Here is a 16993-nt window from a genome sequence, read left to right as displayed (position 1 = left end):
AATGATTGAAATCCTAAAGCAGCTAATTAGCGCGATATGCGTGTCTATAGCGAACTTTATAATAGGCAGGAACAGTTCAAGTGATTCTAATAATGATCCTGAATCAAGCTATGAAATGAACATATTTTACGACGATGATGACTTTGATGATTATCCTGAATCAAGTCGCACAATGCAAGTATTGTGCGTTGTTGCTAGAGCTACATGTGTAATTGTAGTTATCTTATTCGCACTTCTCTACATTATTGTGCCAATAATTTTTCATGTATCATCTTCAACAGTCCAGTTTCTAAAAGATCTTTTGACTTTACTCTTCTCATTGCCAATCATTACTTTAGATCGTATCGCATCAATTTTTTCCAAATTGTTTGGCGTTAAAGATCCTGCAACAGCCTGGTATTTCCTAGGATTTGTTCTATCAGCAGCGTTGTGCTTACTAAGATTTGTTGTAACAGAAATAATTAGTATTGCCCGAAAAACTCTTTGAGTTTGAGCATCTTATAGACAATGCTTGCTATGTATTTCTATGAAATTTGATTGAGGAAACCACCTAAGCTAGAGATCGAGCTAGACCCCACTCTCAAATGGGCGATCGAACTTCGCGACAAAATTCAGAAACAACTCAAATAATGAGGAGCGATCGACTTTGATCAAAAAATGCAAGAGCGATCGTTCTATTGACTCGATTCACCCTCAAACCTCGAAAGGAGTCCTGACATTGCGATGGAGTTATATCAAGAGGTTGCATTAACTCGCAACTTACCAGAGTGTGGATTAAAAGCAGGAGGCGTTGCAACGCTAATCGCTTTTGTATCGCACCCTAGCAAGGGTGAAGAGGGCTGTGTGTTAGAAGTTTTCAATGCGATCGGTGAATCTCTTGCTGTGATCGCTGTTCCAATCTCTGCGGTAGAAGGACTACGATCGGACGAAATCTTAACAGTCCGCCCCTTAGCAAAAGCAAGTTGATGAACGATTCACCTTGAAGCTGAATCAATTGCGGCTGGAGTCAGAAGGTATCTTGTCCTCGGATGAGAAGTTTGAAAGCGATCTCTTAGTTGCTTAATCTAAATCCTCAGCTAGTGCGATCGAGCTAGATCCCAATTTCAAATCAGCGATCGTACAGTTCAAGACATTCAACACAGGATCGCCTAGTATGAACACAGCGTTTTGTGAAGTAAACACATCAATCGCTTCACAAAACGTAGAGTTCTATAAGGTGAATTCATCGATCGCTTTAAGGAACACAGCTTTCTCTGAATCAAACACAGCATTTCGTGAAGTAAACGCAGCGATCGCTTTAAAGAACACAGCGTTTCATGAAGTAGACACAGCGATCGCTTCACAAAACAGACGATCGCGGACTCGAACATAGATGATCGCGATCGATAAAAGCATGGATGCAGCGGAATGCGATCGCTCAACCTTAGTAGCTGCATCAAGATAGATCAAATATGATATAAAGCAGGGATGGATGAGAACGATAAACCTTTAGTTTGGCTGCGTGGTGAAATCAAAACTCCACCTTTTAGCCAAGAAGCCCGCCTTGAAGCAGGTTTCTTGCTCAGGCGCTTGCAGCAAGGCGAGAACCTTGAACTTCCTCACTCGCGACCGATGCCTAGTATTGACGCACATTGCCACGAATTAAGAATCCGGGATATTGATAAAAACTGGAGGATTATCTATCGCATTGATGACGATGCAATCCTGATAGTAGAGGTATTCAATAAAACGACACGCACAACACCAGATCAGATTATTGAGAACTGCCAGAAGCGATTAAGCAAATACGACACTGATATACAAGGATAAATATGGATCAAGAGAAACAGAAACGCTTAGAAGCAAAAGGTTGGAAAGTCGGTACGGTTTCGGAATTTCTGGAACTGACTTCAGAGGAAAATACCTTAATCGAAATCAAGCTTGCTCTAAGTCAGAGTTTAAAGGCGCGACGACAGCAAAACATGACGCAAGCTGATCTGGCAGAGAAAATTCACTCAAGTCAGCCCCGAATCGCAAAGGCAGAAAACGGAGATGCTTCAGTATCGATCGAACTATTAATTCGCGCTATGTTAGCGACAGGTGCAACGCCTCAAGAAATTGGTAGCGTAATTGCTAAAGTTCAGTAGCTTGCTCAATGAGTGGATGTTGCATAGGGTGAGAATTAATGCTTGCTTGTTCGTGTTTCAGAAGCCATTGTTTACGATCGACACCGCCTGCATAACCCGTCATCTTTCCATTCGTTGCGATCACTCGATGACAGGGAACCACGATCGAGATTGGATTGCGTCCATTTGCGGCTCCAACAGCGCGATATGCAGTTGGTATTCCAATTCGGTTGGCTAAAGTTCCGTAAGTGATAGTTTCACCAAACGGAATTTTGCTTAACTCTTTCCAGACTTGTTTCTGAAAGGGAGTACCAACCGGATCGAGGGGTAGATCGAACTGTTGTCGCTGATGAGCAAAATACTCTTTAAGCTGGTTTTCGGCTTTGATGAATAGAGCGAGTTCGGTGGATTCTTTCCAGTCAGGAGTTTGATTTGGAAAATGCTTCTGTCCTTGCAGATAAAGTCCAGTTAACGATCGACCATCCGAAGTGAGTAACAATGAGCAGATCGGAGTGTCTAGCCATCTATAGTTCATCTTGTTCACCCATAAAAATGGATGCTCAACGACGATCGTTAAACATCCAAATTGCTATCAAATCCAATTATCGTTGCGCGACTGAACCCCGATAAATTCGTTCAGCCTGTTCGGGAGTTAGCCAAGGCATCGAATCTACAGCGGTTGAAGTTTCTGCATGTACGGTTTGCGACATCGGCTCAAGCGATCGCTGTGCTCCGGATTCTGCGATCGGACTTCGATTCACCAATTCACACGCGACAGGAGGCGCACCCGTTTTCTCATATTCACCTGGAATCAGTTCGCCCATTTCTCGAATCGAAAGCTGGCTCTGAGGGGGGACATACGAATGGGTTTCAGGATCAAACGCGAGAACTTCTGCGGTTTCGAGATGATAGATCCAAGCAAAGATTTCGAGTTTGCGCTGATACAGGCGGGAGTGAACGATCGGATACGTTTTCAGGTTCTCGATTTGGGTGAGCACGTTTTCAGCGATCGTAATCTCTAATAATTCCTCGCCGCTGTATTGGGTGTAGTTCTCTTTCACCAATCGTCGAGTTGCTTCGGAATGCTTGAGCCAGTCATACACCAGCGGCATTTCTTCTTCGAGCTTTCCAAGTTGGAGCAATCCTTTCATCGCACCGCAGTGAGAATGACCACAGACGATGATTTGCTGAATATCGAGCGCATTCAAGGCGTACTCAACTGCGGCTCCTTCTCCACCATTCGCAGCCCCGTAGGGCGGAATAATGTTGCCTGCGTTCCGAATAATGAACAAGTCCCCGATATCTGCTTGCGTGATCAGATTTGGATCAATGCGGGAATCGGAACAGGTGATGAACAAGACACGTGGCTTTTGACCGTGTGAAAGTTCTTCTAGCTGATCAATGTGTCTCGGAACGTAGCTTTCTCGGAACCGTTGGTGTCCTTGAATTAACTTTTTCATGACTCCCTTCCTTTTAGGATTGCCACTCGTCGATGGCATCGTCTTTAGTGTTGGTGTTTCGGCTTGGAGTCTCGCGGGTGAACTTCAGATGAATCGATCGCGTTTGTTCGCCATCTTTTGCCACTGCCAAGATCGGATAATCGATTAAACCATCTTGGAACGACATTTGGAATCGGAACGTGCCGTCGGGACTGAGCGGGATTGTTTCGCCTGCGATCGACACCGTGGCATCGGGTTCGGTCGCGCCGTGAATAATCAGTTCCGCATCTGCGACGAGCCAGAATTTGCGGGGACGAATCGGGACGGCTCCTCCTGAGAAAAGACCGACTCCAGACATTCCAACCCCGGACATTCCAGAAACGGTCGGGAGTGCCCACATTCCAACTCCGGATGGGAACACATACGAGCTAATCGACTGGATTGGAACTTGCTGCATCGAGCCGAAGATCGAGCCTGCAATCCGTTGAAGTTCTACGCCTTGAGATAGACCGAGAATTTGATCATACAGTTCATTCGGGGCGGCGGCTAGATCTGAATCAGTGGGCGCTCCGAGATTCAGGAAGGTTTGACCCTGTAGTTCTCTATCCCAGTCGATCGTGACAAATTGATCGTTTTCCCAAGCGGATGGGTAGACGGGTGGAATTCTGACGGGGAGCGATCGCGCTAACATCAACCAGCGTCCGTCTCCGGTGAGGTAGCCGATTTCGACTAAATATTCGCGATCGCTCACCGGAATCGGCACATACCAATCGCGTGCCATTTCGTCACATTCAAACTGCTGCAAACTGTGGGGGCTTTGACGGTTTAAATCGACATCCGTGACATCGTACAGGCGGAGAACGAGTGTTTGCCCACCTTGATTTCTCACTTCAGATTTGTGCTCATTCGGAATGTCCCAGTACGCATACGCCCACTGTGGATCTCTCGGCATGAGAACGATTCGACTCTCGCCATATCCATCCGGTAAATCAGGTAAGCCTTCATCGACCGAGGCTAAGGTTTCACTTGATAGATCAGTTTGTCCGACATCAAAACGAGCCGCTTCGACTTCGGTTTGCGCCGTGTTTTCTCGATCGCCGATTAATCCTGCTGCGGCAAGTCCCAGTCCTCCGACGGCGGCAACTCCGGGAAGTGCGGCTTCGATCGAGGGTTCTGAATCTGGAATTTCGAGAATGGTGGGGGGTTCTTCAGCAATTGTGTCCGGTTCTTCGGCGGTAATTTCTGCAAATTCAGCGGTTTCTAAATCAGTCCCCGCGTCGATTTCAGAAAGTTGTGGTTCACCGATCGTTGGTTCCGAATTTTCGGTCGTGGAATTGTCTGATGATCTGATCGATCGAGCAAGTCTGACTGCCAATATTCCTGCAATTCCGAGTGCTGCTGCTCCCCCTAATGCGGCAAGTCCTGAAATCTTGCCTCGTTTAGGGTTTGAGTCTTGAGCGGCTTCAACTTCAGTCGATTCAGAACTGGGTTCAATTGACTCAACCGCTGTCGGTTCCGATTCAATCACAGTCGGTTCAGATGCCACAACGACGGGTTCTGATTCAATCACAGTTGGTTCGGATGCCACAACGATGGGTTCAGAACTGGATTCAACGATCGCTGAACTTTCTAAGGCAGGCGAACTTTCTTCAGTTTGCGGCTCTGAATCATCGAGTCCGGTGATTGCCGCTGCCCCAAGTACCGTACCGCCAACCGCCGCAATTCCTGGAATTACACCTTGAGCGAAGTCTGGATCACCCGTTGGATTAACGATCGTGCTTTCCCCGGTTTCAATCATGCTTTCCCCGGTTTCAATCATGCTTTCCCCGGTTTCAATCATGCTTTCCCCGGTTTCAATCATGCTTTCCCCGGTTTCGATCGCGGGAGTCTGCAATTCATTGTCTAAATCGAGTTGCACATAGTTTGAATCGGTCACTTGCTCGATCGGGGCAAGCTCATCGACCACGGTGGGCGCATCATCGACATTTAGTTCGATCGGGGGCTGATCAAGTGGAGCATCTTCGACCTCATCTAATGGCTCGATCGCATCTAGAGACGATAGCGGTTCTGTTTCTGGCACGTCCATTTGAGGGGGCACTCCCGATCGAGTCCGACTCATCCACGCAGCCGCTCCAGCCATTCCTAATCCAGCCGCTCCTAGAATCGCGCCATTGGGCAAATCAGTTTCAGGTGGCGCTTCGGGTGGCTCGATTTGGGAGGATGGAACCTCGATCGGTGGCGTTTCCCGAATCTCAACCAATGGTCGATCGGGAACTGGGATTGATTCTTCAGTGATCGACGGTTCAACGGGCGAAATCTCAGCTTCGACAGGCGGGATTTCGGCTTCAACAGGTGGAAGTTCTGCCTCTGGTTCCGTCTGTTCAGATCCAATTAGCGAAGCGGCTCCCGCTCCTGCCAATGCAGCCCCACCCACAACGGCAGCGGGTGGAATCGTCGGGGGTTGCACTTCCGCGATCGATTGTCGATCGGAATTAATCACCGAACCTGCACGAGAAGCCAGACTGCCATCCGTTTCGGTTGGAGTCATCAAAGGCGGGGGCGGGGGTGGAGTGACCGTTGTAGAGGATGGCGGCGGTGGAGTCGGAGGAGCGGCGGGCGTTTCTGCGGGGGGAGTTGGGCGACGACGGAGCCACCAAGCGAGCAGCAGTGCTCCAATTCCTAATGGCAAGAGCCACCAGAGCCATCCAGGAACCCCACTGGCGTTTTGTCCTTCGGTCGTATTAGGCGCGACAGCTTGTGATCCTTCTGAAGCGGTTGTTGTGCTACCGGGAACTGTAGCGTTTGGAGAAGCGTTTGGAGAAGCGATCGCGTTTGGAGAGGCGTTAGGAGAAGGAGACGATCCTGCTCCTGCTCCTGCATTCAACGATCCAGCCGTTGCACTTCCCGCCGCGAGTAGAACGGCTGGATTTAGTCCTAATGCCGCTGGATCAGTTTCGGTCGCTTGAGCCGTCTTTTGTCCTGGGTCTGAACTAGCATAGCCCAAAAATGCGGCTGCACCTGGAGACGGATTGGCTCGATGCACATAGTAGAACGGTTGCGAAAATGGATAGCGCGGATCGGTGGGCAATGTATTGTGCATCGGCACGACCCGGAGGTTTGGCGAATTTAAGACCTGGTTGGCAGGTGCAAAACTTAATCCATCTTTTCCGAGTTGTTGAGCGACGGCTTGAGTACTATCTTCTCCGATTCTCGTGGCGGTGCTTCCGAGTTGATAGGGCGTTTGAATAAAGACTGAATAGTTCTGAAACGCGGCGCGAGTATCGCTGAGATCTGGTCGATCGACAAATCGAATTTTTCCAGGCGACCCTCCCAATTCTGACCAGTCGGTGATTTCTCCGCGCACAATTCTCACAAACTGCGGTACGGTAATGCTGCCTTTGAACGGATTGTCAGGACTGACGATCAGCGCAATCTTGCCGCGTCCCATTGAGACAGGAACGAGTCCTTGATCGCGTTCGGCTTGAGTTAAAGGTCGCCCGATCGCGGCGAGATCGCTCTTGCCTTCTTGTAGCGCTTGGAGTCCTGTGGGCGTTCCTGAGTAGTTGAGATTAATATTGCTGCCCGAAAACTGGTTTTCAAACTGCTGCTTGAGGGCTTGATTAATCGCTGCCATGCTGCTCGAACCGTCAATTTGCACGGTCGTGCCAGACGGAACCGAGGTGGGAAGCGGAAACGTCGTCGGCGCGACTTGAGCCGAAACCGGAGCAATAAAAATTGATTCGAGGGGGGTTGCGGTTGCAACAGTGGTGAGCAACATCGCAACGCCAAGCGCGGACGACTTTTGATTAGGCAACATTAATTCAAACGCCTCTTACACCAGTTCAATTTAGAATTTGGATGTATTATATAGCGATCGCCTAAAATCCGCTTCTACCAATACGTTGGGGATCAGACTGAACTCGTTTTCATGTTATTTGCGACACCCGTGAGATTGATTAGAAGCCGTCTGAGATCGGGCACTCTATCTGAGATTCCTGTTTGAAGATTCGGTGATGAGTATTGACAGTTCGGATACTGCCTCACAGCAGAGCGATCGCAATTATCAGATTTTGCTCGAAGCCATTCCTGATTTGATGTTGCGGTTGAGCCGCGAAGGAATTTGTCTAGATTTTCGCCTGCCGCGATCGTTTCGGGTGGTCAGTTCAGAGTTTGACTGGCAGGGCAAATATCTCTGGGAAATCATTCCGCCTGAAGTCGCAGCGCAGCGGATGAAATATATTGAACTGGCGATCGCCACGAATGAAATTCAAATCTACGAACAGCAAATCGAATTCGCGGGACGGATTCAGTATGAAGAAGTGCGAGTGATTCGCTGTAATGATCAAGAAGCGTTAGTGATTATTCGCGATGTCAGCGATCGGAAATATGCAGAACAAGCTTTGAAGCAGAGTGAAGCACAATTTCAGCGCCTAGCCGCGAATGTGCCTGGAATGCTGTATCAATTTCGTTTAGCCCCAGATGGACGACCCTCTTTTCCGTATGTAAGTGCATTTTCTGAGGAATTGTGGGAACTTGAACCAGACGTGATTTATCACGATGCCAGCTTGCTCATTAACCAGATTCATCCGGACGATCGCGCTGAGTTTGAGCGCACGATCCAGGAGTCTGCTGTACAACTGCAACCTTGGTCTTGGACAGGACGGATTGTTCCGCCTTCTGGAAAGCCCAAATGGATACAAGCGCATTCTCGACCGGAACTCCAGACAGATGGTTCGATTCTGTGGGATGGCATGCTAATCGATGTCAGCGATCGCATTCGGATCGAAGAGGAACGCAAACGAGCAGAACGGGCGATCGCAGAAAGTGAAGCGCGGTTTCGGAGCTTTGTCGAGAATGCGAATGATCTAATCTTTGCGTTTTCACCTGCGGGAGTGTTTACCTATCTTTCTCCCAAAGTTACTGAGATTACGGGATTTCTAGCGAGTGAACTGATTGGACATGCTTTTGCTGACTATATTCATCCCGATGATCTCCCAATTGCTTATGCTTCGGTTGAACAATTGTTAAAAACTGGAGAGCGACAAACGGAGATTGAGTTTCGAGCAAGACGAAAAGATGGCTCTTGGTATTGGGCACTGTCTAATACTGCTGCGATCAAAGGCTCGAATGGAACAGTGATTAGTATTTTAGGAATTGTGCGGGATATTAGCGATCGTAAAGCGAACGAAGAGGCACTACGTCGATCGGAGGCGCAATTGAGACAACAAGCGATCGATTTAGAAAAGGCGCTTCAAGATCTTCAGCGAACTCAATCCCAGTTAATTCACAGTGAAAAGATGTCTTCGCTCGGTCAATTAGTGGCGGGAATTGCTCATGAGATCAACAATCCGATTAGCTTTATCTATGGCAATATCAGTCATGCAACGACTTACTTTGAAAATATTGCTGAATTGCTTGAGTTGTATCAGAAACACTATCCCGATCCTCATTCTGAGATTAAACAGTCGATCGAGGACATGGATTTAGAGTTTGTGTTCGAGGATTTAATGAATTTGTTTAGCTCGATGCGAACTGGAGCAGAACGGATTCGGGAAATTGTTTTATCGCTCAGAACTTTCTCGCGCCTAGATGAAGCGGAATTAAAGTCTGTGAACATTCACGACGGGATTGAGAGCACTTTAACGATCTTACAAAATCGATTGAATCAAAAGCACAAAATTAAAGTAATCAAACACTATGCTGAACTTCCAAAAGTCGAATGTTTTGCTGGATCGCTGAATCAGGTTTTCTTGCAAATCATTACAAATGCGATCGATGCACTAGAGTTCGCTATCAAAGATGCAAAGTGGTTAGAAAAGCAACAGCAACCTACGATCGAGCTTTACACTGAGCAAATTAGCTCGGCACAAATTCGGATTCGCATCATTGATAATGGATTGGGAATTTCTAAAGTGGTGCAAGCCCGAATGTTTGATCCGTTCTTTACGACGAAGCCGATTGGGAAAGGAACAGGAATGGGACTTGCAACCAGCTATCAGATTGTGACAGAACAACATCAAGGGAGATTAACCTGTTGTTCTACCGAATTGAAAGGGGCAGAATTTGCGATCGACCTTCCAATCCGGCAGGCTAAATCATTGATGCCATAAGTAGATGGACAAAATTAAATACACGTTGGGTTTGGGTTTCGGCTGCGCTCAACCCGCAGAGATTTTAGTGCTTGAGCGTTGAGCGCAGTCGAAACGCGGCAATCAATTCTGTTCATCTGCTTAAGTTACCGCCGGAAAATTCGAGGAGTCGTTCTCGTTGCCGGACGATTCGATCGTGTTTGCACTCCACCGACCAATCGTTCGCCTGTTCCACCATCTCGCGGCGATAAGAACGGCTTCAGATTGATGTTGCTATTCGTCGATCGACGATTCCGAATCCCGATCGCTCTTCCCAGTTGATCCAAGACATCCGATCGACCGCCACCGAACGTGACAACGCCTTGAGTTTGCTGACCGCTATCTGCGACCGAAAGATTTTGGAAAACGCGATCGCGGGTTACGGTCGGATCTTGTCCTGGCGGAACCGTCAACACAATTCGGCAAGTTGGAACGCGATCGGTGGTCACACAAATCGTGTTGTAGCCATTCTCGAATCCAGTCCGCATCTCCACCAAACCATCTGGACGATACGACTCCAGACGACGAGCAATTTCATTACAACGACGATCGGAACTCCAGCCCCCACCCAACGTACTCGGAACTGCCCACGGATAAGCCTGATTCGGCTGACTTTCCGGGAAATACATCACCGTATTTTGACCATTATTAATCCGACACGCGAACCGAGTTCCCGCAGCAGTCGGAGAAGGAATCGTCGTATCACCTGGTCTGGTCGGAATTGGAGTTGTATTCCCCCGATCGGGTTCCGTTGGAATCACCACATCTCCAGGAGCAGTTTGAGCCATTGCCGCACTACCCGCCACCATCAGCGCTCCCAACGATAACGCTGTTCCTCGAACCACAAAATTCCGAATTCCTGTCAAGCCATCTAGCGACATGGTAATCAACCTCGATCGTGTGAATGATTAAGAACTTGCAAAAGCTGTATCGAACCCTTCCGGAGTGGCGTTCTGTTGTCGTGACCGAGTTTTTTCCACTGAAGTTCCCGAATTTCTATCTTGCGACAGATCAAAAAGCCTGGAACGCGATCGCATTCCAGGCAAATGACAATTCAATAGACTTTTTTGCTACTGGGTTAAACGGAATCGTCCGACCATGCGCTTAAAGTCCCACCGCACAGCGTTACCGGGATACTCATATAACGCGCTCAGAACAAAAATACTGCGACCATCCCGACTGGGGACAACTACACTATCGCCGCAGTTACTATTTCCGCACCAAGAATAGGAAACAGCAGGTTGACCCGCGAAACTGTAACTTCTGTAATCGCTTTGTCGCCCATCAAAAAGTGATTGAGTTGGATTTTGTTCTGCCCACTGACGTGCATTGAGTCGATTTGGATTGTCGAATCTTGTAATTGTAATCCGATCGCCCGGAGAAGATTGAGATTGCACATTACTATCGACGGGTGCAGGCTCATCACTTCCAACGGCTGCGTTTTCTAAAGAAGGATTACGAACGACGATCGTTCCTTGTCTTTCTTGAGAGGTATCGATCGTATAGGGAGCTTTCACATCGAAACGAAAACCGAGTTGACTTTGATAAGTTCTCAGTGTGCCGCCTGTTTCTTGTCCAACTGCGTACACGGTTGGCTTGGGAGCGGTTTGAGTCGGTGTGGCTTGGGCAATTCCAGCGATCGTGACACTCAGGAATCCTGAGTAGAAAAATGCTTGAAGGGAGGCTAACTTTGATACTTTCATACAAGAACTCCGACCATCGTTGAATGAAAACGCATATTAGAAAGGCTAAAAAACTAGGCGACAACTCTGCTCTAAATGACAGATTTTGCACCCTCTTAAACTGAATTCTACCATGAAGAATTTAGACTGTTGCTAAGTTTATCTCTACCAATTTGTAGACTTTTGTTCTACGGTTTTGACATTGATGAGATCCTAAGAAACTATTGCAAATAATTCTTACTCTTAGCATTCATCGAGTTCAGGATTTCTTCTACTTCTTAAGGCTTAACTTGCAAAAGTAAAGGAGTAGCTCCAGATAGAACTACTCCTCTATTCTTAAGTGGCGAGATTTAACCGGATGGCTAATATCAGTCGATCGAGATAGATTTGGGTCCGTTGCCGTTTCCATTGTGCGGATTTGTTACATAGACCGTCGTGGTTTGCTGATTGAGCCAGGTTTTGACGGGTTCTTCGTTTAGACTGAGACGCAGCAAGCCCGAAAATAGACCACCGAGAAAGGCGACAGGCTGCTGGGCGAGTTCTTGAACGAGCGGCGAAAGTTCTGTAATAAACATTGAAACTGTTCCCTAAGAGTGAGTGCCATCTATGAGAATGTTTTAAGCAGTCTCGCTGCGTTGCTGTCCACCCGTGATTGGAAATCACGGTCTATCGAAACAAAGTCCACTAAAGGGGACTAAAAGACAGTTGCAGCAATCTCTCCAGTCTGTTTCAACAGACTTTGTTCCGATAGCCCCGAATTCTATTCGAGGGGCGGTTGAGGCAATGAACGATCGCCTTTAAAACACCTTCAAGAGCGATCGTACCGCGAGTCCTAGAGATTCGTCCCAGTCTAAAATATGAATTGTCCCTGACGTGCGAGGAATCTCCCGTGACTGATGCTAATTTCGCTGGAAGTGAAACGATCGAACTCGCTCCAAGCTATACGATCCCGATCGTGCTGATTGCGGCTGCGATCCCGCTGTTATTTGTGCAAGTCTGGGTGGCGGGCGTGATCGGCTTATTTGGTGCGTTTTTGCTGATTCAGACTGTGATGTTACGGTTGCGATTTACGCCGACAGATTTAGAGGTGTATCGGGGTGAAACGCTGATTCGTCGCTTTCCGTATGCGGAATGGCAGAACTGGGAAATCTTCTGGTCGCCAGTGCCGATTCTGTTCTATTTTCGAGAAGTCAAAAGTATTCACTTTCTCCCGATCATTTTTGATCCTAAAATGTTACGAATGTGCCTTGAACACCGTTTTCCCAAGGCTTAGGGATTGAGTATTGCGTATGAGTTCTGATGAGTTGCCAATTTCCGATGAAACTACGCCTTCTGAACCGGGGGCAGCGTTGCCAGAATTGAAGTTACCGGAGACTCAATCTGATTTAGTGCAGCAGCAACAAGATCTTCAGCGCGAAATTGAGAGGCTGATAGCGACTCGTGATGATTTGCAGGGGCAGATTGCTCAAACGCGAGATGCTTTGGGACGGGTCGTGCAGCAGAATTTGGCGGAGTTAGAACAGCGGAGACAGACTTTACAACTGTCGATCGAGCAATTGGAACGCCGCCAAGAACGGATTCGCAATGAGATGAAGTCCAGTTTTGCGGGCGCGTCTCAGGAAATTGCGGTTCGGGTTCAGAGCTTCAAAGATTATTTGGTCGGGAGTTTGCAGGATTTAGCGATCGCGGCTGAACAATTAGAGTTACCGACTTTTCAAGCCGAAGTGTCTCAGCCTGTTCCAGTTCAGGAAGACCCGAAACCGCAAGGGTTGGCTCCTAGTCCGAATTTTGCTGAATCGACTTTTGAGGAGAAATCTCAGAAGATTCGCAGCATTATCGATCAGTTTCGCAATCAGCCTGATTATTACGGTCCGGTTTGGAAATTGCGCCGCACGTTTGAGCCAGTTCACGCTGAACGAGTCTCGACTTGGTTTTTCAAACAAGGGGGACGCGGTGCAATTCGGACGATGGGATCGCGTTTGCAGAATATTTTGATTGCCTCGGCATCGATTTCGATTCTGTACAATCTGTATCGCGATCGCTTACGAGTTCTGATTTTGGCAAATTCTCCAGAGCGTTTGGGAGAATGGCGGCGAGGATTGCAAGATTGTTTGGGTGTGACTCGGAGTGATTTTGGCAGCGATCGCGGAATTGCTCTCTTTGAAGTGCCAGAACCGTTAGCGCTGAAAGCCGAACGATTAGATAAAGACGGATTCTTGCCGCTGATTATTGTGGATGAAACCGAAGAAAATATTAATCTCGCACTGCTTCAGTTTCCTTTACTGCTTGCGTTTGCGCCGAGTCCCCAACAAATGATCCAGCAACAATCCTATTACTAATATGCTTCCTTCTTGGTTTATCAATAACGCGCTGCTTCTTATCGTTGCTTATTTACTCGGTTCGATTCCGACTGGCTATCTGGCGGGTCGATTGCTCAAAGGAGTTGATATTCGAGAAGCGGGATCGGGATCGACTGGAGCTACGAACGTGTTACGGACGATCGGGAAAATTCCGGCTCTGATCGTTCTCTTCATTGACATTGGGAAGGGTGCTTTAGCGATCGCGGCTGTTCACTACGCTTTTACTTATCTCCCTGGTTGGCTCTATTACTCTAAAATTGTTGGCTTGGATTTTGGCATTTGGGAGCCTGTGATGGTCACTCTAGCAGGACTTTCAGCGTTAATTGGGCACAGCAAATCGATTTGGCTCGGATTCTCAGGCGGAAAATCGGTTGCCACCAGTTTAGGAATTTTGCTGGCGATGAATTGGATGGTGGCACTCTCGACCGTGGGCGTATTTGCGCTGAGTTTGGCGATTACGCGGATTGTGTCGATTAGCTCGATCGCGGGAGCCGTTTCGGTCATCGCTTTTATGATCTTATTTGGGCAACCCGTCCCGTATTTGCTGTTTGCGATCGCAGGCGGTGGTTATGTGATTTGGCGGCATCGATCGAATATTCAACGGATTATCGAAGGCACAGAACCGAAAATCGGTCAGAAACTCGAAGAACCGGAAGCCAGTTAATCTGATTTCTGAGGCAGGAGATAAATCAAGCCTGAGATCCACGTGAGGGCGACTGAAATCCAGAACAGGATTAGGGTTGCCAGTTTCCAATCTGGAGAGAGCGGCGCGATTAAAAGTGCGATCGCGGCAATTTGACTCACGGTTTTGAGCTTGCCCCAGAAATTTGCGCCTTGAACGGATTTTTGGAGATTCGGATCAACGCGCCAACCTGCGATCGTTAATTCTCGTGCCAAAATCGCAAATACGCCCCACGCTGGAATTTGCTGAAGTTCCACAAGCGACATCAATGGAGCCAAAACCAGCAATTTATCGACCAGCGGATCAAGAAATTTGCCTAAATCGGTAACTTGATTGAGTTTTCTAGCCAAATAGCCATCGAGCCAATCAGTTCCCGCCGCGACGAGGAAGACCGCAACCATAATCCAGCGCGTCTCATTGCTCGGTGACTGCAATCCGTAGAGCAAAATTGGAACCCCAAGCAATCGAGAAACCGTAATCCAGGTTGGCAAATTCATCACATCGCACCAGTTTAGAACTCATTCAAGCATAAAAAAATTGGGACAATCCGTAAAAGAACTTTCCCAATTCAACAGCTTAAGGAGTTACCGAACACTTTTTAGGTGGCGGATTTAGCAAGCTCCATGCTTATTCAGCACTACTACGATCGTCTTAAAAATCAATTGCAAGTCGTACATCACTGACCATTTGCGTTGATAGTCCAAATCCATCGCCACAACCTCTTCAAAATCGGTCACGTTCGATCGACCATTTGCTTGCCATTCTCCAGTAATTCCAGGCTTCACATTCAGTCGATTCCAGTGATGCGGTTCGTATTTCTTCACTTCATCAACGGTTGGCGGGCGAGTTCCGACAAGGCTCATTTCTCCCCGTAACACATTCCAGAACTGAGGCAATTCATCTAGACTGGTACGACGGAGAAAGCAACCGACGCGAGTAATTCTCGGATCGTCTTTGCTCTTGAAAATATTTCCAGTCGCTTCATTTTTCACTAAATGCTTCAGCTTGTCCGCATTCGTCACCATCGATCGAAACTTCCAGATGCGGAACGGGCGACCATTTACTCCACAGCGAATCTGGCTGTAGAAGATTTTGCCAGGATTATCGATTTGAATCGCGATCGCAAGCGGAAGCAAGACTAAGCCAGTAATCAGCAAACCAACGGACGCGCCCAGAATGTCGATCGTGCGTTTGAGCTTGCTATTGACGGAAACGTGAGGAATTCGAGCTTCGCGGATTAACCGCAGCGGATAGCGCCTTGAGGCAGAATCTTGAGAACTGGAATCAGAAACAGAGCAGGTAGGTGAATCGGTAAAAGTCATCACGAGAGCAGCCCAGAATAAAGGATCGATGAACTCATCTGTCACTATATTCACGGCTACTGATCCCGACCCTGACATCCCTGAATCGTTCGTACAATCTTTGAACTGATACGGAATTGTATGAAGTTTAAGTATGGTTGAGGAAAAATCTGTCGCCCTGCTGATGTGTCCTGGGTACGTCACTCTTTAGCCTGATTTTCATCCTCTTCAAACAAATTCTCAACGCCTTCTAAGGTGAAGATGGCAGGAGGTTCAGCCGACGAAAACCCGATCGGAGTCGATCGCTTTAACTGATCAAATGTCGTTTCCTCTGCCAGAGCGCTATAGCCATTTGGCTCGATCGAGGGTTCGACTTTGGGTGAATCTCCCTGAAATAACGATTTTAATTCTGCTGGAGCTTCCCGCCCACTGATCGATCCTCTGCGCGGTGGCACGACTGGAATCGTGACTGGGAATTCCTCGACTTCGATCGCTAATTGATCGATTAGTTCGGTAAGAACTGTGATCGAATCGATCGAGGGATCGCGCTGAGATTTAGCTGGAGGCAACTCACTTCCGGCATAGGGCATCGCAAGCGGAGCCGGATTCGACGTGCCTTGTAAGAACGCTGAAGCATTTTGTCCCATCTGAGTCGCCATGCGTCCGACAATACCCGAAAACATGACTTCGCTCTGCTGACCTAGACTATGTAATTTGTCGATTCCTTGAGAGAGCGAATCTTGATATGCCTGAATGTCTTTTTGCAGCGATTCAAAGACGACGTGCAGCGTAGTGTCCAGCGTAGAAAGAACCTGATCGGCTCGATCGTGAACGACTTGTAATTTTTCAGTCGGCAACGTTTCCACAGGCTGTGGACTTGGTTGCGCTAATAATTCACGGTGTGCTTCAAGCTGACGAATCTCCCGCAGAAGAGCGTTTCGCTGCTGCATGAGATTTGAGACTTCGGAATGGAGCGGGTGCAAGAGTGTCGATCGTAACGCATTCATCTCTTCGATCACGGCTTGCATCACGTCTTGAGCCTGATGGTCTTTTTGGTCAGGCTTTTCTTGGCTCAGTTGATACAAGGCATTCTCTAAATAAAGACGGATTTGTTCTAACACTTGGCGTTGACGGGCGAGTTGTGCCGCCGACCCCCAAGGCAAACGGGGATTTCCTTGCGCGAGAACGTCTTGAACCTCGGTAAGAAGACGCTGAATCTGATCCTGGTTGGCAGTCACAATCACAATCCTTGACTAAAATTCGGCAATACCGGACATCGTATTGATCTCAACTTCT

At 47.9% G+C, this 16993-nt stretch carries 19 protein-coding genes; 8 read left to right on the top strand and 11 right to left on the bottom strand.

Annotated elements, in window-relative coordinates:
* The first annotated feature begins 1 nt into the window (after position 1).
* Together ACQ4M5_RS11840 and ACQ4M5_RS11835 are read left to right on the top strand one after the other, a co-directional pair.
* Entirely contained in the window at positions 2-487 is a 486-nt protein-coding gene (locus ACQ4M5_RS11840) for a hypothetical protein (RefSeq protein WP_430675817.1), read from the top strand.
* Between the two features lie 236 nt (positions 488-723).
* Positions 724-966: a DUF4926 domain-containing protein gene (locus tag ACQ4M5_RS11835; RefSeq protein ID WP_430675816.1), complete on the top strand. Its 243-nt coding sequence runs from the start codon at positions 724-726 to the stop codon at positions 964-966.
* Positions 967-1059: 93 nt separating this feature from the next.
* Here ACQ4M5_RS11835 and ACQ4M5_RS11830 read toward each other — a convergent pair whose 3' ends face one another.
* Complete coding sequence (locus ACQ4M5_RS11830) at positions 1060-1182, bottom strand: hypothetical protein (RefSeq protein WP_430675815.1); 123 nt, start codon at positions 1180-1182, stop codon at positions 1060-1062.
* 132 nt (positions 1183-1314) lie between these two features.
* Entirely contained in the window at positions 1315-1449 is a 135-nt protein-coding gene (locus ACQ4M5_RS11825) for a hypothetical protein (RefSeq protein WP_430675814.1), read from the bottom strand.
* An 18-nt stretch (positions 1450-1467) separates the two neighbouring features.
* Between ACQ4M5_RS11825 and ACQ4M5_RS11820 the strand changes: the two genes are divergently transcribed.
* Both ACQ4M5_RS11820 and ACQ4M5_RS11815 read left to right on the top strand, forming a co-directional pair.
* Positions 1468-1809 carry a type II toxin-antitoxin system RelE/ParE family toxin gene (locus ACQ4M5_RS11820; RefSeq protein WP_430675813.1) on the top strand — a complete coding sequence of 114 codons (342 nt, stop codon included), beginning with the start codon at positions 1468-1470 and terminating at the stop codon, positions 1807-1809.
* A 2-nt stretch (positions 1810-1811) separates the two neighbouring features.
* The gene (locus ACQ4M5_RS11815) at positions 1812-2126 is read left to right on the top strand and encodes a helix-turn-helix domain-containing protein (protein WP_430675812.1); all 315 of its coding nucleotides are present in this window, start codon (positions 1812-1814) and stop codon (positions 2124-2126) included.
* Here the strand turns inward: ACQ4M5_RS11815 and ACQ4M5_RS11810 are convergent.
* The 3 genes from ACQ4M5_RS11810 to ACQ4M5_RS11800 form a co-directional block, all read right to left on the bottom strand.
* Positions 2113-2640, bottom strand: coding sequence for a methylated-DNA--[protein]-cysteine S-methyltransferase (locus ACQ4M5_RS11810; protein ID WP_430675811.1), 528 nt, complete (start codon positions 2638-2640; stop codon positions 2113-2115). The two genes, ACQ4M5_RS11815 and ACQ4M5_RS11810, sit on opposite strands and share 14 nt — an antisense overlap.
* A gap of 67 nt (positions 2641-2707) precedes the next feature.
* Positions 2708-3565, bottom strand: a complete 858-nt coding sequence (locus ACQ4M5_RS11805; protein WP_430675810.1) for a carbonic anhydrase — start codon at positions 3563-3565, stop codon at positions 2708-2710.
* Between the two features lie 13 nt (positions 3566-3578).
* The gene (locus ACQ4M5_RS11800) at positions 3579-7361 is read right to left on the bottom strand and encodes a DUF4912 domain-containing protein (protein ID WP_430675809.1); all 3783 of its coding nucleotides are present in this window, start codon (positions 7359-7361) and stop codon (positions 3579-3581) included.
* 196 nt (positions 7362-7557) lie between these two features.
* On the opposite strand from ACQ4M5_RS11800, the gene ACQ4M5_RS11795 reads away from it, so the two are divergent.
* Positions 7558-9654 (top strand): PAS domain S-box protein, encoded by a 2097-nt coding sequence (locus ACQ4M5_RS11795; protein WP_430675808.1) that lies wholly within the window; start codon positions 7558-7560, stop codon positions 9652-9654.
* Between the two features lie 125 nt (positions 9655-9779).
* Here the strand turns inward: ACQ4M5_RS11795 and ACQ4M5_RS11790 are convergent, their stop codons facing one another.
* From ACQ4M5_RS11790 to ACQ4M5_RS11780, 3 genes are all read right to left on the bottom strand, one after another.
* Complete coding sequence (locus ACQ4M5_RS11790) at positions 9780-10553, bottom strand: COP23 domain-containing protein (protein ID WP_430675807.1); 774 nt, start codon at positions 10551-10553, stop codon at positions 9780-9782.
* 189 nt (positions 10554-10742) lie between these two features.
* Positions 10743-11375, bottom strand: a complete 633-nt coding sequence (locus ACQ4M5_RS11785; RefSeq protein WP_430675806.1) for a hypothetical protein — start codon at positions 11373-11375, stop codon at positions 10743-10745.
* A 347-nt stretch (positions 11376-11722) separates the two neighbouring features.
* Positions 11723-11929, bottom strand: coding sequence for a hypothetical protein (locus ACQ4M5_RS11780; RefSeq protein WP_430675805.1), 207 nt, complete (start codon positions 11927-11929; stop codon positions 11723-11725).
* Positions 11930-12243: 314 nt separating this feature from the next.
* Here ACQ4M5_RS11780 and ACQ4M5_RS11775 point away from each other — a divergent pair, with 314 nt between their 5' ends.
* From ACQ4M5_RS11775 to plsY, 3 genes are read left to right on the top strand one after another with little or no spacing between them, the layout of a single operon-like run.
* Positions 12244-12627, top strand: a complete 384-nt coding sequence (locus tag ACQ4M5_RS11775; protein WP_430675804.1) for a DUF3119 family protein — start codon at positions 12244-12246, stop codon at positions 12625-12627.
* Between the two features lie 16 nt (positions 12628-12643).
* Positions 12644-13693: a DUF3086 domain-containing protein gene (locus ACQ4M5_RS11770; protein WP_430675803.1), complete on the top strand. Its 1050-nt coding sequence runs from the start codon at positions 12644-12646 to the stop codon at positions 13691-13693.
* A gap of 1 nt (position 13694) precedes the next feature.
* On the top strand, positions 13695-14378 hold the full coding sequence (gene plsY / locus ACQ4M5_RS11765) for a glycerol-3-phosphate 1-O-acyltransferase PlsY (RefSeq protein ID WP_430675802.1): 684 nt from the start codon (positions 13695-13697) through the stop codon (positions 14376-14378).
* On the opposite strand, the gene pgsA is transcribed toward plsY, so the two are convergent.
* From pgsA to ACQ4M5_RS11750, 3 genes are all read right to left on the bottom strand, one after another.
* Positions 14375-14893, bottom strand: a complete 519-nt coding sequence (pgsA, locus tag ACQ4M5_RS11760) for a CDP-diacylglycerol--glycerol-3-phosphate 3-phosphatidyltransferase (RefSeq protein ID WP_430675801.1) — start codon at positions 14891-14893, stop codon at positions 14375-14377. The genes plsY and pgsA overlap by 4 nt on opposite strands.
* A 114-nt stretch (positions 14894-15007) precedes the next feature.
* Positions 15008-15772, bottom strand: coding sequence for a sugar transferase (locus ACQ4M5_RS11755; protein WP_430675800.1), 765 nt, complete (start codon positions 15770-15772; stop codon positions 15008-15010).
* A 125-nt stretch (positions 15773-15897) separates the two neighbouring features.
* Positions 15898-16935: a hypothetical protein gene (locus tag ACQ4M5_RS11750; protein WP_430675799.1), complete on the bottom strand. Its 1038-nt coding sequence runs from the start codon at positions 16933-16935 to the stop codon at positions 15898-15900.
* Positions 16936-16993: the final 58 nt, after the last annotated feature.

Origin of the sequence: Leptolyngbya sp. AN10, assembly GCF_050565645.1 — a bacterium.
Lineage (GTDB): Bacteria > Cyanobacteriota > Cyanobacteriia > Leptolyngbyales > Leptolyngbyaceae > Leptolyngbya.
The sequence above is the reverse complement of the archived record's forward strand: the minus strand, read 5'-3'. Positions and strand labels throughout refer to the sequence as shown.

What these genes read in the sequence shown, in the direction of transcription:
- ACQ4M5_RS11800 (WP_430675809.1), bottom strand. Translation starts at nt 7,361, where the DNA reads ATGTTGCCTAATCAAAAGTCGTCCGCGCTTGGCGTTGCGATGTTGCTC.
- ACQ4M5_RS11790 (WP_430675807.1), bottom strand. Translation starts at nt 10,553, where the DNA reads ATGTCGCTAGATGGCTTGACAGGAATTCGGAATTTTGTGGTTCGAGGA.
- ACQ4M5_RS11835 (WP_430675816.1), top strand. Translation starts at nt 724, where the DNA reads ATGGAGTTATATCAAGAGGTTGCATTAACTCGCAACTTACCAGAGTGT.
- ACQ4M5_RS11780 (WP_430675805.1), bottom strand. Translation starts at nt 11,929, where the DNA reads ATGTTTATTACAGAACTTTCGCCGCTCGTTCAAGAACTCGCCCAGCAG.
- ACQ4M5_RS11785 (WP_430675806.1), bottom strand. Translation starts at nt 11,375, where the DNA reads ATGAAAGTATCAAAGTTAGCCTCCCTTCAAGCATTTTTCTACTCAGGA.
- ACQ4M5_RS11770 (WP_430675803.1), top strand. Translation starts at nt 12,644, where the DNA reads ATGAGTTCTGATGAGTTGCCAATTTCCGATGAAACTACGCCTTCTGAA.
- ACQ4M5_RS11810 (WP_430675811.1), bottom strand. Translation starts at nt 2,640, where the DNA reads ATGAACTATAGATGGCTAGACACTCCGATCTGCTCATTGTTACTCACT.
- ACQ4M5_RS11795 (WP_430675808.1), top strand. Translation starts at nt 7,558, where the DNA reads ATGAGTATTGACAGTTCGGATACTGCCTCACAGCAGAGCGATCGCAAT.
- pgsA (WP_430675801.1), bottom strand. Translation starts at nt 14,893, where the DNA reads ATGAATTTGCCAACCTGGATTACGGTTTCTCGATTGCTTGGGGTTCCA.
- ACQ4M5_RS11840 (WP_430675817.1), top strand. Translation starts at nt 2, where the DNA reads ATGATTGAAATCCTAAAGCAGCTAATTAGCGCGATATGCGTGTCTATA.
- ACQ4M5_RS11815 (WP_430675812.1), top strand. Translation starts at nt 1,812, where the DNA reads ATGGATCAAGAGAAACAGAAACGCTTAGAAGCAAAAGGTTGGAAAGTC.
- ACQ4M5_RS11805 (WP_430675810.1), bottom strand. Translation starts at nt 3,565, where the DNA reads ATGAAAAAGTTAATTCAAGGACACCAACGGTTCCGAGAAAGCTACGTT.
- ACQ4M5_RS11820 (WP_430675813.1), top strand. Translation starts at nt 1,468, where the DNA reads ATGGATGAGAACGATAAACCTTTAGTTTGGCTGCGTGGTGAAATCAAA.
- plsY (WP_430675802.1), top strand. Translation starts at nt 13,695, where the DNA reads ATGCTTCCTTCTTGGTTTATCAATAACGCGCTGCTTCTTATCGTTGCT.